Source organism: Geobacillus sp. JS12 (assembly GCF_001592395.1).
Lineage (GTDB): Bacteria > Bacillota > Bacilli > Bacillales > Anoxybacillaceae > Geobacillus > Geobacillus zalihae.
Map to the genome: position 1 here is coordinate 2,943,078 of NZ_CP014749.1, position 15,648 is coordinate 2,958,725.

The 15,648-nt window shown below is 56.6% G+C and carries 14 protein-coding genes and 1 pseudogene; all 15 read right to left on the reverse strand.

Annotated elements, in window-relative coordinates:
• Positions 1–365: 365 nt before the first annotated feature.
• The 15 genes and pseudogenes from nuoN to atpA all read right to left on the reverse strand — a co-directional run bounded on the left by nuoN (position 366) and on the right by atpA (position 15,639).
• A complete protein-coding gene (gene nuoN / locus A0V43_RS14410; RefSeq protein WP_063193440.1) occupies positions 366–1,859 on the reverse strand; it encodes an NADH-quinone oxidoreductase subunit NuoN in 1,494 nt (497 codons plus the stop codon).
• A gap of 4 nt (positions 1,860–1,863) precedes the next feature.
• Positions 1,864–3,440: pseudogene (locus tag A0V43_RS14415) on the reverse strand (NADH-quinone oxidoreductase subunit M).
• Positions 3,437–5,290, reverse strand: a complete 1,854-nt coding sequence (gene nuoL, locus A0V43_RS14420) for an NADH-quinone oxidoreductase subunit L (RefSeq protein ID WP_063193441.1) — start codon at positions 5,288–5,290, stop codon at positions 3,437–3,439. Before nuoL ends, A0V43_RS14415 begins: the two are co-directional and overlap by 4 nt.
• Positions 5,291–5,307: 17 nt before the next feature.
• Positions 5,308–5,613 carry an NADH-quinone oxidoreductase subunit NuoK gene (gene nuoK, locus A0V43_RS14425; RefSeq protein WP_063193442.1) on the reverse strand — a complete coding sequence of 102 codons (306 nt, stop codon included), beginning with the start codon at positions 5,611–5,613 and terminating at the stop codon, positions 5,308–5,310.
• Complete coding sequence (locus A0V43_RS14430; protein ID WP_053414169.1) at positions 5,610–6,131, reverse strand: NADH-quinone oxidoreductase subunit J; 522 nt, start codon at positions 6,129–6,131, stop codon at positions 5,610–5,612. Before A0V43_RS14430 ends, nuoK begins: the two co-directional genes overlap by 4 nt.
• The gene (gene nuoI, locus A0V43_RS14435; protein ID WP_013146600.1) at positions 6,128–6,547 is read right to left on the reverse strand and encodes an NADH-quinone oxidoreductase subunit NuoI; all 420 of its coding nucleotides are present in this window, start codon (positions 6,545–6,547) and stop codon (positions 6,128–6,130) included. The genes A0V43_RS14430 and nuoI overlap by 4 nt, the downstream gene beginning before the upstream one ends.
• A 248-nt stretch (positions 6,548–6,795) precedes the next feature.
• The gene (gene nuoH / locus A0V43_RS14440; protein WP_063193443.1) at positions 6,796–7,797 is read right to left on the reverse strand and encodes an NADH-quinone oxidoreductase subunit NuoH; all 1,002 of its coding nucleotides are present in this window, start codon (positions 7,795–7,797) and stop codon (positions 6,796–6,798) included.
• Positions 7,794–8,894, reverse strand: coding sequence for an NADH-quinone oxidoreductase subunit D (locus tag A0V43_RS14445; RefSeq protein ID WP_063193880.1), 1,101 nt, complete (start codon positions 8,892–8,894; stop codon positions 7,794–7,796). The genes nuoH and A0V43_RS14445 overlap by 4 nt, the downstream gene beginning before the upstream one ends.
• A 3-nt stretch (positions 8,895–8,897) precedes the next feature.
• Positions 8,898–10,184 (reverse strand): NADH-quinone oxidoreductase subunit C, encoded by a 1,287-nt coding sequence (locus A0V43_RS14450; protein ID WP_063193444.1) that lies wholly within the window; start codon positions 10,182–10,184, stop codon positions 8,898–8,900.
• 3 nt (positions 10,185–10,187) lie between these two features.
• The gene (locus A0V43_RS14455; RefSeq protein ID WP_011232822.1) at positions 10,188–10,700 is read right to left on the reverse strand and encodes a NuoB/complex I 20 kDa subunit family protein; all 513 of its coding nucleotides are present in this window, start codon (positions 10,698–10,700) and stop codon (positions 10,188–10,190) included.
• Positions 10,691–11,059, reverse strand: a complete 369-nt coding sequence (locus A0V43_RS14460; RefSeq protein WP_013146604.1) for an NADH-quinone oxidoreductase subunit A — start codon at positions 11,057–11,059, stop codon at positions 10,691–10,693. Before A0V43_RS14460 ends, A0V43_RS14455 begins: the two co-directional genes overlap by 10 nt.
• A gap of 274 nt (positions 11,060–11,333) precedes the next feature.
• Positions 11,334–11,735 (reverse strand): F0F1 ATP synthase subunit epsilon, encoded by a 402-nt coding sequence (locus tag A0V43_RS14465; protein ID WP_015376059.1) that lies wholly within the window; start codon positions 11,733–11,735, stop codon positions 11,334–11,336.
• A gap of 22 nt (positions 11,736–11,757) precedes the next feature.
• Positions 11,758–13,179, reverse strand: a complete 1,422-nt coding sequence (gene atpD, locus A0V43_RS14470) for a F0F1 ATP synthase subunit beta (protein ID WP_063193445.1) — start codon at positions 13,177–13,179, stop codon at positions 11,758–11,760.
• A 27-nt stretch (positions 13,180–13,206) separates the two neighbouring features.
• Positions 13,207–14,064 (reverse strand): ATP synthase F1 subunit gamma, encoded by an 858-nt coding sequence (atpG, locus tag A0V43_RS14475; RefSeq protein WP_011232826.1) that lies wholly within the window; start codon positions 14,062–14,064, stop codon positions 13,207–13,209.
• A 66-nt stretch (positions 14,065–14,130) separates the two neighbouring features.
• Entirely contained in the window at positions 14,131–15,639 is a 1,509-nt protein-coding gene (atpA, locus tag A0V43_RS14480) for a F0F1 ATP synthase subunit alpha (protein ID WP_063193446.1), read from the reverse strand.
• Between the last annotated feature and the right edge of the window lie 9 nt (positions 15,640–15,648).

Sequence of the window (15,648 nt, forward strand, 5' to 3'; positions counted from 1 at the left end):
TTTCTCAAGCATATGTGAAACGAAGCATACGAAGCATTTCCTCTTTTTCGGAACGCGGCGAGCAGCCAAAGCACTTCATGCGTTTCGAAAACAGATTAAGCGGCGCATGACAAGCACTTCTCCCCCGAAACAGAGCCGGCCGCACATCCAAGGTGCTCCTCGTCCCGAAACAAAGCCAGCGGGATGAGCATTCCCCTCTTTCGATGAAAATGCGCAGGCCTTGAAACTTTCATGCTAGGTGGAAAGCAAACATGGCTCGATGGAGCTTTCCTGCGCAAAGCACGCAGCGCATCCCCTCCTTTCCAAACGAAGCCGGCGGCGCAAAAAAAGAGGAGAGGCATTCTCCCTCTCCCTTTATTCTACCGTTACGGCAAAAAATCGCCAAAATGCCCAAACTGGGCGAGCATATCGTAAGCAAGCCCCGGCGCCCAGCCGATCGCCAACGTTCCAAGCGCGCAAAGAACGACGGCGGTCGACAGCCCGGCCGGCAGCCGGCCAAGCGGCGCGGTGAACGTCGGGCGGAAAAAGAGCTGGACGATCAAATTGAAATAATACACGTACGAGATGACGGTCGTGATCGCCATCACGGCGGCGAGCACATAATGGCCCGGCTCTGTGACGACAAGGCCGATGAAAATATGCAGCTTGGCGATAAAGCCAGCTGTTCCTGGGATGCCGGCGAGCGAGAGCAAAAACAGCCCGAGCGCCGCAGCCAGCAGTGGGCGGTGCCGATATAAGCCGGCCAGTCCATCCAAATCATCGGATCCGGTTTCATTGACAATATGGGCAATAATGGCAAACGTCCCGATGTTCATCAACGTATAGACGAGCAAATACATCCAGAGCGAATCGATCATCGCCCATGACATCGCGGCAAACCCCGCGAGCAAGTAGCCGGCGTGGGCGATGCTCGAGTAGGCGAGCAGCCGCTTTAAACTCCGCTGCCGAAGCGCCACGACGCTGCCGATGATCATCGTCAGCCCGGCTAACACGGTGATGATCGGCTGCATCGACAAAAGGAGCGATGACGGATCACGCCCTTCTGCCGGCGCAGCGGCAAAGATCGTCACCAGCAAACGGAGAAGAAGGGTAAAGCCGGCCGTTTTTGACACGACGGCAAAAAACGCGGTCGCTGGAACGGGCGCTCCTTCGTACACGTCCGGCGCCCACATATGAAACGGAACAGTCGCCAGCTTAAACGAAACGCCGATGAGCAAAAGCAGAAACGCCAAAGCAAGCATGTACGGCTCGTTCGTCTCCTGCAAGCGGCGCGCGATGTCGCCGAGATTCGTCGTTCCGGTCAAGCCGAACACATAACTCATGCCAAACAGCATGATGGCGGTGGCGATGCCGCCATTGATGACGTATTTGAGCGCCGCCTCGTTCGATGCCGGCGCCGTTTTGCGCAAACCAGCCAAAATGTAGGACGACACCGAAAGCAGCTCAAGGCTGACAAATAATGTAAGCAAATCGCCGCTAGACGCCATCATCATCGCCCCAAGCAGCGCAAACAACATCATATAGACAAATTCGCCGCGGTGCGGACTGCCTTCTTTCGGCGCCCATTCGGCCACCAAAAGCAGAGCGAGCGCTCCGCCAGCCAGCAAAATGAGCTTGAACGCTTTGGCGAACGCATCGAGCCGGAACGTATCATGCAAAATCGATGCCGACTCGGCCGGGATCATCGCCGCTGTCGCGATCATGGCGAGCGCCGCCGCCGCCGCGGCGCCCCAAGCAAGCGGCCGGCGGCTTCGGCTACTTGGCAGCGCCAAGTCCATCACCAACAGCGCTATGGCGGCCGCGAGGACGATCCATTCGGGCGCCATCATGCTCCAATCGGATTGCCATACATCGTTCATGTGATCAACCCCCTAGCCCGTTCATCATCGTCTTGACGACGGCCGTAAGCGGCGCGGCCAATAGCTGCGGATAGACGCCGACGGCCACGATCAACGCGACAAGGATGAACGCCGGCACAGCTTCTTTTCCTTGCAAGTCAACGACGCCCCCTTGCGGTTCACCGAGGCTTGCCGCAGATGCTTGCGGCTCACGCCAGCCCATGACCGCTTCCCGCCGGTCGCGGGGTGGCCGAACGTGATATCAAGGACGGCTTTCAGCGAGTAGACAGCGGCGAAGATCAAGCCAAGCGCCCCCACGGCGGCAAGGGCCGGCTTCGTTTGAAACAGCCCGAGAAACGACGTGAATTCACCGACAAATCCCGCCAGCCCCGGCAGACCGAGCAAGGCGAGCGCCGCTGTGAGCAAATACCCGGAAAAGAGCGGCATCGCTTTCGTCAGTCCACCAAGCCGGTTGATGTCCGTTGTTCCCATTCGATGAGCGAGCACGCCGACAAGCAAAAACGACAAGGCCGAGATGAGTCCGTGAGCCACCGATTGCAAGACCGCTCCTTGAATGCCGGCCTCATTCAACGCACCGAGTCCGATGAGCACCACGCCCATATGCGATACGCTCGAATAGGCGAGCACATGTTTCAATTCGCGCTGGCGAAGCGCCAACAGCGCGCCGTACAGCACATTGATGACGCCAAATAGAGCGAGAACGCCGGCAAACGAGCGGAACTCATCCGGAAACAAGCCGACCCCGAAGCGAATCATCCCATACGCTGCGATTTTCAACAGCACCCCGGCATGAAGCATCACCACCGGCGGCGGCGCTTCGACGTGGACGCGGATGAGCCAGCGGTGGAACGGAACAGCCGGCAGCTTGATCGCAAATGCCAACAGCAGCCCGCCGAGCAGCCAGCGACGCCCTTCCGCCGTCAGCGGCGCAATCAGTTGCCCTTCCGCCGCTGGATTATGTAACATTTCATGAAGCAAGGCAAAGTTCGCTGTTCCCGTTCGGGCAAGCAGCACCGCGATCACGACAAGCAGCAAAGCCGAGCCGAGCCCGTTGTACAACAAGTAGCTGTACGCCGCCCGCTCGCGCTCAAACCCGCCCCACTTGCCGACAAGCAAAAACATGGCGACCAACGTCACTTCTAAGAAGAGGAAAAACCAAACGAAATTGGCAGCGGAAAATACGCCGAGCATGCCAATCTCAAGCGCCAGCAGCCAGAGAAAATACCCTTTTTTCTCCGTTGTGACAAGCATCGACGCCAAAGCGGCCAACGTCGCCAACACCGCGGTCAGAACGATAAAGACAAGCGACAGCCCATCGATGCCGAGCTCATAGCGGATCACATACGCCGCGTCCGTCAAAAATGGCAGGTCCGTAAGCCGCACCCAGTCCCGTGCTTCGTCGAGCCGCTCGAGGCGAAACCCGCGCCCGGACTGAATAAAAGCAAACAACGCCAAAATGAGCGGCGGTACGGTGGCGGCCGTTCCAAGCCATTGAATCATTCGTTCATCCGTTTTGCGGACAAACATCAGCAACATGATGCCTAACAGCGGCGAAAAGACGAGCAGCGATAAAAACATCATAGCCAGTACCCCCCTGTTAAGGCGAAAATGACGACCAAAATCGCCAATCCGGCCACCGTCACCGCCCCATACGTCTGCGCCTGCCCGTTTTGCCCGCGCGACCCAGCCGAGGCGGCCGCGCCGACAATGCCGGCGGCAAGCCGGGCGAGCCCTTCCACAAGGAAGCGGTCGACATACGCCAACAGGCGGCTGATCCATGACACAAGCGACACGACCGTCAAACGGTAAATGTCATCGATGTAGTAATGACGACGCAGCAGCTCATCAACATACGGAACACGCGCGGACAGCCAATCGCGCGGCATTTTCTGCGCCCCGTACATCAGCCAAGCGAGAAAAATCCCTGCAAACGACACGATCGTCGCCAAAACAGCGATCCATCCCGGCGCCGCTTCATGACGATACGCTCCATCCGTCAACCATTCGCCAAGGAACGAGCCAAACCACGGCGTTTGCATGTATCCGGATGCAATCGACAGCACGCCGAGCACAAGCATTGGCGCCACCATCGAGGCCGGCGCTTCATGAGCATCCTCATGATGCCGCGCTTTGCCGGCAAAGACGAGGAAAAAGAGCCGGAACATATAAAACGACGTCAACAGCGCGGCAGCGACCGCGAGCCAAAAGAGGAGGCGCGGCCCGTTCGTCCAGGCGGCGGCCAAAATTTCGTCCTTGCTGAAAAAGCCGGCGAATAGCGGAACCCCGCTGATCGACAGCACCCCAATGAGGAATAGCGGCGCGGTCCATGGCAGCCGCTGCCAAAGTCCGCCCATTTCCTCGATGTTTTGCGTACGGACGGCATGAATGACGCTCCCGGCGGCCAAAAAGAGGAGCGCTTTAAAGAACGCATGCGTCGTCAAATGGAAGATGGCCGCGACATAGCTGCCGGCGCCAAGCGCCAACATCATATAACCGAGCTGGCTGATCGTCGAATAGGCGAGGACGCGCTTGATGTCCGTCTGCACCAAGCCGATCGTCGCGGCGAAAATGGCCGTCACCCCGCCGATCGTCGCCACGGTCATCATGGCTGCATGGCTTGCCTCATACAGCGGAAACAATGCCGCCACAAGGTACACACCGGCCGCCACCATCGTCGCAGCGTGGATGAGCGCCGACACCGGCGTCGGGCCTTCCATCGCGTCTGGAAGCCATGTATGGAGCGGAAATTGCCCCGATTTGCCGATGGCGCCGATGAAAATCAAGATCACAGCGAGCGTCGTCATCCCCGGCGACAGCGTGCCGTCGCCGACGGCGCGGAAAATGTCATCGTAATCAAAGCTGTGCGTTTGCCAAAAAAGCAACATCATGCCGATAAAAAAGCCAACGTCGCCGATGCGCGTCATGATGAACGCTTTTTTCGCCGCCGATTTTGCTTCTTCCTTATAGAAGTAAAAACCGATCAGCAAAAACGATCCAAGTCCGACGAGCTCCCAAAAGATGTACGCCTGCAGCAAATTCGGCGACAGCACAAGACCGAGCATCGCAAACGTAAACAGGCCCAAATACGCGTAAAAGGTGGAAAACCGTTCATCGCCAGCCATGTACCCTTGCGAATACACATGGACGAGCCAGCTGACGAGTGCGACGACGACGAGCATCCAAGCGTTTAGGGCGGTGGCGGAAATCCCGACCGTCAACGTCACGTTGCCGATCGTCATCCATGTCCAGTTTGCCTCATACGTCGACCCGCCAAGGCGGTCCATAAGCACCGCGAGCGCCAAAAGCAGCGACAAGAACGCCGCGGCGATGCCGACATAGGCGCTTCGCTGTTTCCATCTCCGTCCGAACAGCAGCAACAGAATGAACGAACCAAGCGGGAACAGCGGCACGACCCAAGCTAGGTTCATCATCGTTCCCATCCCCTTCTCTAATGTTTCAACGAATTGGCTTCATCGACTTGAACCGTCCTCCGGCTGCGGTAAAAAGCGATGAGCGCAGCTAAGCCGACGGCTGCTTCCGCCGCCGCCACGGCGATCGCAAACAGCGCGAACACGTGCCCGTGAACGCTGGGATGGGCGCCGTATTTGGCAAAAGCGACGAAATTGATGTTGACCGCATTTAACATCAGCTCAATGCAGATGAGCACAATGACCGTATTCCTCTTCGTGAGCGCCCCGTACAGTCCAATGCAAAACAAGATCAGCGCCAACGCTAAATAGGCCGATAATGTCATTCGTCTTCCGCCCCCTTGCCGTCTTTTTTCGCCAACACGATCGCGCCAATTAAGGCGACAAGCAAAATGACGGACACGATTTCAAACGGAATCGTATAATACGAGTAAAGCGACTTGCCGATCGCCTTCGCGTTGTCGCCCGAAAGCGCGCTGCCGTCAGCGCCGAAGTCGAGCTGGCGGATGCCGAAGTAGACGGCAAGGCCGAAGGCGATGACGGAGAGGGCGGCAACCGCTTTATGCCAGACGCCGCCGGTGGTTGGGCGCTCCCGTTCGTCTGTGTGATGGCGCGTCAGCATGATCGCAAACAGCATGATGATCGTGATGGCTCCGGAATAGATAAGCACTTGCACAACAGCGACAAATTCGGCGGACAACAGCACGTACAGCCCGGCAATGCCTACAAATGTCATGACGAGGGCGATGACCATATGGACGACGTTCGTCAGCTGGAGCATCGTCACTCCCCCGGCAATCGCCGCGAGGGCGAGCAAGAAAAAGGCGATGTCCGTTCCGCTCACGGCTTATTCTCCCTTCTGATGTTCGTATCGTTTTCATCGAGCCAGGCCAAATCTTTATACAGAGCGTCGCGGCTGTATTCCGCGAGCTCAAAGTTGTTCGTCATGACAATCGCTTCCGTTGGGCATACTTCCGTGCACAAATCACATAAAATGCAAATTTCAAAGTTGATGTTGTACGTCTCAATCACTTTCCCTTTTTTCGTCGGATCGGGATGTTTTTTCCCGGTCAGCTGGATGCATTCGGTCGGGCAAATGTTGACACACTGGTTGCACACGATGCATTTTTCGGGATAAAATTTCTGGATGCCGCGAAACCGATCCGGGAGCGGGAGCGGTTCGTGCGGGTAATCGTACGTCACTTTTTCGCGCGTCAACTCTTTTAACGTATACGCCAATCCTTTCATCAACCCTATCATCCGTCTACCCCTCTCATGGGAAAAGTGGCGTTCCGACACGACCTCTGCCCGAAGGAGGAGGCCATGCTCATGGGCGGCTGCCCCCTTCCTGGCAAGACAAGTTGCTTTGTTCCTTTAGAGGACTGGTGAGAAACGACCGATTTCGCCGAATCCGTTGCTTTTGGGTGAAAGAGAGGCGTTGATTTTACAGGACTTCTCAATTTGAGAAGAGTCCGTTTTTCGTGACTTTTCACTAAATCACCGGCCTTTTAGAAAAACCACGCTTTTACGACCGCCGTCAGCACAATGTTGACGAGCGAAAGCGGAAGCAGCACTTTCCAGGCGAACTCCATCAGCTGGTCGGCGCGCACGCGCGGAAATGTAGCGCGAAACCAAATGAGGACGAAAACGACCGCACAAAACTTCAGCGCAAACCAGACCGCGCCAGGAATCCAGCCGAGAAATGCGACCGGATGCCAACCGCCGAGAAACAAAATCGTCACAAGCGCCGCCATGGCGAACAAATACACATACTCGGCGAGCATAAAGAACGCCCAACGGAACCCGGAATATTCGACATGGAAGCCAGCGACGAGCTCGGACTCCGCTTCCGGCAAGTCAAACGGCGTCCGGTTCAACTCGGCCACCGCGGCAATGAGAAAAATCAAAAACGCCAACGGCTGGGCGAAAATGAACCAGACATCTTTTTGCGCCGCGACGATGTCGACTAAATTCATGCTTCCAGCCAAAAGCACGACGCCAAGCGCCGACATGACGAGCGGAATCTCATAGGAAATCATTTGCGCGGCTGCCCGCATGCCGCCAAGCAGAGCGTATTTGTTGTTGGACGCCCAGCCGCCGGCGACAACGCCGACGGTCGTCAAGCCGGAGACAGCGATATAATACAGAAGGCCGACGCCAATATCGGCGAACCGGAACGCATCGGTAAACGGCAATACCGCCAACACCATAAACGACGGCACAAAGGTGATGATCGGCGCCAGCACGTAGAGCGGACGGTCGGCCGCTTTCGGAATCGTATCTTCCTTTAGCAGCAGCTTTAATACGTCCGCGACCGTTTGCAAAAGCCCGAAGCGGCCGCCGACTTGGTTCGGCCCGATGCGCCCTTGCATAAACCCCATCACTTTCCGCTCAGCCAAAATGCCGTATGTGACAAAGGCGAGCACGACCGCCAAAAGCAGCGCCCCAAGCCCGAAAAACAGGGCGATGTTCGACCAGCTTGGCGTGGATTCAAGCCATTGTTCCATCATCCGTCGACCTCCCCAAGCACAATGTCAATCGACCCAAGAATGGCGATGACATTGGCCAAGTTTTCCCCTTTGAGCAGCTTCGGGAGTATTTGCAAGTTGTAAAACGATGGGCGCCGGAATTTGAGGCGGTACGGCTCCTTTTTGCCGTCGCTCGCAATATAGCAGCCGATCTCGCCGCGCGGCGCCTCGATGCGGACGAACGTCTCGCCGGGCGGCGCTTTAATGATGCGGGGCACTTTTCCCATGATCGGCCCCTCAGGCGGAAATTGCTCGCACGCCTGCTCGATGATGCAAAGCGACTGTTCGATTTCCGCCATCCGGCATTCATAGCGGGCAAGGCAGTCGCCGCCATCGCGCACCGGCACGTCAAACTCAAAGCGGTCATAGATCGAATACGGTTCATCTTTGCGCAAATCCCATTTGACGCCGGTCGACCGCAAGTTGACGCCGCTGAGCGAATAGCTGATCGCCTCTTCTTTCGTATACCGCCCGACGCCGGTGACGCGCTGGCGGAAAATTTCATTGCCGGTGACAAGCTCATGATAGCCGTGAAGTTTCTCCCGCATGTACGGAACGAACTGCTTCACTTTGTCAATCCAACCGTCCGGCGCATCCCATTTGACGCCGCCGATGCGCATATAGTTGAACGTCAGCCGCGCTCCAGACAGCTCATTTAATAGATTAATAATCATTTCGCGTTCGCGGAACGCGTACAAAAACGGGCTCGTCGCACCGAGGTCGAGCAAATACGTCCCCCACCAGACGAGGTGGCTGGCGATCCGTCCAAGCTCCATGGCGAGAACGCGCAAATATTCGGCCCGCTCCGGCACTTCAATGCCCATCATCGTTTCGACCGCATGGCAAAGCACATAGTTGTTCGTCATCGCGGACAAATAGTCCATCCGGTCGGTGTACGGGATGATTTGCGTATATTGCAGCCCTTCGGCGATCTTTTCCGTTCCGCGATGCAAATAGCCGATGACCGGTGTCGCTTCTTGAATGATCTCGCCGTCAATTTTTAAAATGAGGCGGAACACCCCGTGCGTGCTCGGGTGTTGAGGGCCGACGTTTAAAATCATTTCTTCTGTGCGCAGCATCATCTACACCTCCGCATCATACGGCTCGTAATCTTTGCGCAGCGGATGCCCGACCCATTGTTCGCCGAGGAAGATGCGGATTAAGTTCGGGTGGCCGCGGAAACGGATGCCAAGCAAATCGTACGCTTCGCACTCCGGCCAGTTCGCCCCCGGCCAAAGCGGAACGAGCGAATCGACTTCCGGGTTGTCGCGCTCGATTTTGACTTTCAGCGCCACCGGCTGCCGGTTTGGATAGGAATACAAATGGACGTACACTTCCATATGCGTCTGAAAATCGGTGCCGTGCAGCTCGGATAAATAATCAAACCGAAGCTGTTCATGGCCTTTCAACAACTCGGCGACTTTGTAGTACGCCTCTTTTTTCACGACAAGCGTCGGCACATCTTTCGCCAGCCGGTTGATGTATGCATCCTCGAGCACGTCCGAACCGAGATGCTCATGAATGATGCGGACATATTTCTCAAGCAGCGGATCGTTCGGCGACGGAGCGGCAGACCGTCCGGTTCCTCCGTCAGTTTCTTCGGCCTTCGCCCGGGCGGCCGCTGCCGCTTTTTGTTTCGCCCCCTCATCGCCAGCGCCGCCTTGTTGCTTCGCCAAGGCCGCCGCCCGCGCTTTTGCCGCGGCCGCGGCTTTCGCTTTCGCCGCGGCGGCCGCTTTTTGCTTGGCCAGCTCGTCATCGTCGCCCGACGCTTCAGCGGCTTTTTGTTTGGCTAATGCAGCAGCTCTCGCCTTCGCGGCCGCAACTGCCTTTTTCTTCGCCAACTCAAGATCATCCTCCGCACCGCTTTCCGCCGCCTCGCGTTGTCGCCGCAGTTCGGCCGCTTTCGCCCGCGCTTCCTCGGCTGCCTTCCGCTTCGCCGCCTCAAGGTCGCCCCCTGTCGCCGCACCAGACGCAGCGGCCTCGCGCTGTCTCCGCAGTTCGGCCGCTTTCGCCCGCGCTTCCTCGGCTGCCTTCCGCTTCGCCGCCTCAAGGTCGCCCCCTGTCGCCGCACCAGACGCAGCGGCCTCGCGCTGTCTCCGCAGTTCGGCCGCTTTCGCCCGCGCTTCCTCGGCTGCTCGTTTTTTCGCCAATGCAAGATCGTCGTCGGCCGATGCCGGTTCCGTTGCCTCTCCCTTCGTTGTTTCGGTCTGGCTGCCATTCGAATTCGGGGGCGTTTTCAAACTGCCCGTTTCGGCGGCTGACCTGGCCTGTTCATCTGCCTGCCTAGCCGAGAGCCGTTCGCGCGCCAGCTGTTTTGCCCGCTCAGCGGCTTCTTTTTTTCGCTGAGCCAAATCTTTTTCTTCATCCATCGGTTACAGCACCTTCTTCCCCGTTTTGGCTTCCAGTCGGATTTTTTCTTTTAATTTATGAATGCCGTAGATGAGCGCTGCCGGGTTCGGCGGACAGCCTGGTATGTACACGTCCACCGGGACAATTTGGTCGACGCCTTTGACGACGCTGTACGATTTGACGTACGGGCCGCCGGCTGTCGCACACGAACCCATGGCGATGACCCATTTCGGTTCGGGCATTTGGTCATACAACCGGCGCAAGAGCGGCGCCATTTTTTTCGTCACCGTGCCCGAGACAATCATGACGTCCGCCTGCCGCGGCGAGGCGCGGAAAAACGAACCGAACCGGTCGAGGTCGTAATGGGCGCCGCCGACCGCCATCATCTCGATAGCGCAACAGGCAAGGCCGAACGTCAACGGCCAAAGCGAACTGCTTCGGGCCCATCCTTTCAACTGTTCCAACGTCGTCAAAAAGACGTTTCGCTTCACTTCTTCCATTTCGACGCCAGAAAAACCCTCCCATTTCACATCCATCGTAACACCTTCTTTTTCCAAGCATAGATCAAGCCAATGGCAAGCAAAACGATGAACATGATCATTTCCACCAACGCGAACAAGCCGAGTTGGTCATAGACAACAGCCCACGGGTACAAAAACACCGTCTCGATATCGAAAATGACAAACAGCAAGGCAAATAGGTAGTACCGAACTTGGAACTGAACGCGCGAGTCGTGAAAGGGATTGTTACCGCTTTCATAAGTTGTCGCCTTTGCATCACTCGGCACGTGCGGCCGCAGCCACCGCCCGGCCGTGAGCGCCCCGATCGGCAGCAACACACCGAGGCAAAGGAAGACGAAGATGATCAAATAACTGTTTGCATAGATGTTGCTCAACCAGCTCGCCCCCTTCCGGTTTACTACATACGTATGGTGTTAATGATGAAATTTTTCAATAATTCCTTCGATTTCATTATAACATTTATATCCAGCCGTGTCAGCAAAACTTCAAGTTAACACTGTCAACACGGTATCCATTCATGTAAGCGCTTCATCTTTGTTGAAACGACGGAATGCGAGGAACGAAAAAAGAGAGAGCGTTTGCCTCTCTCCTTGACGGACGATTCTTCCGTTTTCATCAAAAAAAGCAGGGGAAAAACTCCCCTGCTTTTTACTTCATTTCCGCAACGCTCAAACGGTTCATGGCGCGTTTTAACGCCAGTTCGGCCCGTTTGAAGTCGATGTCATCCTGCTGGCTTTGCAGGCGGCGCTCCGCCCGCTCTTTCGCCGCTTTGGCGCGGAGGACGTCAATGTCCTCCGCCCGTTCAGCAGCTTGAGCCAAAATCGTCACGTTGTCCGGGCGGACTTCCAAAAAGCCGCCGCTGACGGCAATGTATTGCGTTTTGCCGCCTTTTTTCAACCGGGCCGCGCTGATCTCGAGCGGGGCGACAAGCGGGATGTGCCCCGGCAAAATGCCGAGCTCGCCGCTTTTCGCTTTGACGCTGACCATCTCAACATCGTCTTCGTACACCGGGCCATCAGGAGTAACGACGCTCACGTGGATCGTTTTCATTGTCCAATCCCCCTATCCCGGGTCACACTTTGACACCCATCGCTTTCGCTTTTTCAACGACTTCTTCAATGCGGCCGACTAAGCGGAACGCATCTTCCGGAAGATGGTCGTATTTGCCTTCCAAAATTTCTTTAAAGCCGCGCACCGTTTCTTTGACCGGCACGTAGGAGCCCGGTTGGCCCGTGAACTGCTCCGCCACGTGGAAGTTTTGCGACAAGAAGAACTGGATGCGGCGGGCGCGGTGAACGACGAGTTTGTCTTCGTCCGACAGTTCGTCCATCCCCAAGATGGCGATGATGTCTTGCAATTCTTTATAACGTTGCAGCGTTTGCTGCACTTTGCGGGCGACTTGATAATGCTCCTCGCCGACGATTTCCGGCGCCAACGCACGCGATGTCGAAGCGAGCGGGTCAACGGCCGGATAAATCCCCATCTCCGCGAGCTTCCGCTCCAGGTTCGTCGTCGCATCCAAGTGAGAGAACGTCGTGGCCGGAGCCGGGTCCGTATAGTCGTCGGCCGGGACGTAAATCGCTTGAATCGAGGTGATCGAGCCTTTCGCCGTCGACGTGATCCGCTCTTGCAATTGACCCATCTCCGTCGCCAATGTCGGTTGGTAACCAACGGCCGACGGCATGCGGCCTAACAGCGCCGACACTTCCGAACCGGCCTGCGTGAAACGGAAGATGTTATCGATAAAGAGCAACACGTCTTGGCCTTGTTCATCACGGAAGTATTCGGCCATCGTCAAGCCGGTCAAGGCGACGCGCATCCGCGCCCCCGGCGGCTCATTCATTTGTCCGAACACCATGGCCGTTTTGCTGATGACGCCGGAATCTTTCATCTCATGGTACAAGTCGTTTCCTTCGCGCGTCCGTTCGCCGACGCCAGCAAAGACGGAAATCCCGCCGTGCTCTTGGGCGATGTTGTGGATCAGCTCTTGGATCAAGACCGTTTTTCCTACGCCAGCGCCGCCGAACAAACCGATTTTTCCGCCTTTAATATACGGGGCAAGCAAGTCAACGACTTTAATCCCCGTTTCCAAAATTTCGACTTCCGTCGCCAATTCCTCGAATTTTGGCGCCGGACGGTGAATCGGGTCGCGGCGGGCGTCAGCCGGAATGTCGCCTTCCAAGTCGATCGGCTCGCCTAAGACGTTGAACACGCGGCCAAGCGTGACTTCGCCGACCGGCACCGAAATCGGTGCACCGGTATCGATGACTTCCATGCCGCGGATGAGGCCGTCTGTGGACGCCATCGCGATCGTCCGTACCGTATCATCGCCAAGGTGCAAGGCGACTTCCAATGTCAAGTCGATGTCGACTTCGTTTTCGTTGCGCGCTTTATGTTGAATTTTCAGGGCGTTGTAGATCGCCGGCAAGTGGCCGTTCTCAAACTTGACGTCTACAACCGGACCCATGACTTGGATAACGCGTCCTCTTGTCATCGTTTTCCCTCCTAACTTGCTAGTCCCCTATTGCAAGGCGTTTGCTCCGGCGACAATTTCCGTAATTTCTTGCGTAATCGCCGCTTGGCGAGCGCGGTTGTAGGAAAGCGTCAATGTGCGAATGAGCTCGTTCGCATTGTCCGTTGCGTTCTTCATCGCCGTCATGCGGGCGGCGTGTTCGCTTGCTTTTGCATCGAGCAATGCGCCGTAAATGAGGCTTTCCGCATACTGCGGCAATAAGACGTCCAAAATTTCTTCTTGCGACGGTTCAAATTCGTACACCGTGCGCTGCTTATTCTCCGCCAAGTCAGTGAGCGGCAGAAGCTTCCGTTCCGTCACCTCTTGCTGGATCGCGCTCACGTAATGGTTGTAATACATATACAGCTCGTCAAACGTACCGTCGGCGAATAACCCAACCGTTTTGCGGGCGATTTCTTTAATATCGGCAAACGACGGCTGGTCCGGCAAGCGGGTGATGTCGAGAATGACCGGCATGTTCCGCTTGCGGAAAAAGCTCAACCCGACGCGGCCGATGACGATGATCGCATATTCGTCCGGAGAAGCATGGCGTTTTTGGATCGTTTGGTACACGAGGCGCAGCACGTTGCTGTTGTACGCGCCAGCCAGACCGCGATCCGACGTGATCACGAGATAACCGGTTTTTTTCACCGGGCGCGAAACGAGCATCGGATGCGAAGCCCCCCCGGCACCAAGCGCCACATTGGCCACGACTTCTTGAATTTTCTCCATATATGGAACGAACGATTTCGCGTTTTGCTCCGCGCGGTTCAGCTTCGACGTCGAGACCATTTCCATCGCTTTTGTAATTTGGCTTGTCTTCTTCGTCGCATTGATGCGCGTTTTAATATCGCGTAACGATGCCAAAGGTTTCACCACCTTTTTGCTGCACGGGTTCTAACAGGCGTGAGGGGCGATATGCCCCCGCCGGCCTTATTGTGAAACGACAAACGTTTTCTTGAACGCTTCGATCGCTTGATTGAGATCGTCTTCGTTCGGAAGATCTTTCGTCGTGCGGATGTGCTCAAGCAAGTGTTGGCCGTTTTGGTCGAGCCACAAGTAAAACTCTTTCTCGAAACGGCGCACATCTTCAACCGGAATGTCGTCCAAAAAGCCGCGCGTCAATGCATAGATGATCAACACTTGTTTTTCGACCGGAATCGGCTGATGCAAATCTTGCTTCAGCACTTCGACCGTGCGCGCCCCGCGGGCGAGCTTCGCTTGCGTCGCCTTGTCGAGGTCGGAGCCGAATTGGGCGAATGCTTCTAATTCGCGGTATGCCGCCAAGTCGAGACGAAGCGTCCCCGATACTTTTTTCATCGCTTTGATTTGCGCTGCCCCACCGACGCGCGAAACGGACAACCCTGCGTTGATCGCTGGGCGGACGCCGGAGAAGAACAAGTCCGATTGCAAGAAAATTTGCCCGTCCGTAATCGAGATGACGTTCGTCGGAATGTACGCGGAAATATCGCCCGCTTGCGTTTCGACGAACGGAAGCGCGGTCAACGAACCGCCGCCTTTGGCATCGCTCAATTTCGCTGCGCGCTCAAGCAGGCGGGAGTGCAAGTAGAAAATATCCCCCGGATACGCTTCACGGCCCGGCGGACGGCGAAGCAAGAGCGACAATTCGCGGTATGCCGCGGCCTGCTTCGATAAATCGTCGTACACAACCAAAACGTGCTTGCCCTTATACATGAAGTACTCGCCCATCGCCACACCGGCATACGGCGCCAAGAACAAAAGCGGAGCCGGCTGCGACGCCGAAGCGGTGACGACGATCGTATAGTCGAGCGCGCCGTGTTTGCGGAGCGTTTCGACAACGGTGCGGACCGTCGATTCTTTTTGCCCGATGGCGACATAAATACAAATCATGTTTTGGTCTTTTTGGTTGATGATCGTATCAATGGCGACGGACGTTTTCCCCGTTTGTCGGTCGCCGATGATGAGCTCGCGCTGGCCGCGGCCGATCGGCACGAGCGCGTCGATCGCTTTAATCCCGGTTTGCAGCGGCTCATGCACCGATCTCCGGTCCATAACGCCCGGCGCACGGCTTTCAATCGGGCGCGTTTCCGTCGTTTCCACCGGCCCTAATCCGTCAACAGGCTGACCGAGTGGGTTGACGACGCGGCCGATGAGCGCCTCCCCGACCGGCACTTCCATGATCCGGCCTGTGCGGCGCACTTCGTCTCCTTCTTTGATGCCGGTGTACGGTCCTAAAATAACGATACCGACGTTGTTTTCTTCCAAGTTCAACGCCATGCCCATCACGCCGTTGGCAAACTCGACGAGCTCGCCGGACATGACGTTATCAAGCCCATGAGCGCGCGCGATCCCGTCGCCGACTTGGATGACGGTGCCGACGTCGCTCACTTGGATTTGCGATTCATAGTTTTCAATCTGCTGCTTAATGAGCGCGCTGATTTCTTCCGCTCGAATGCTCATGCCTTTCAC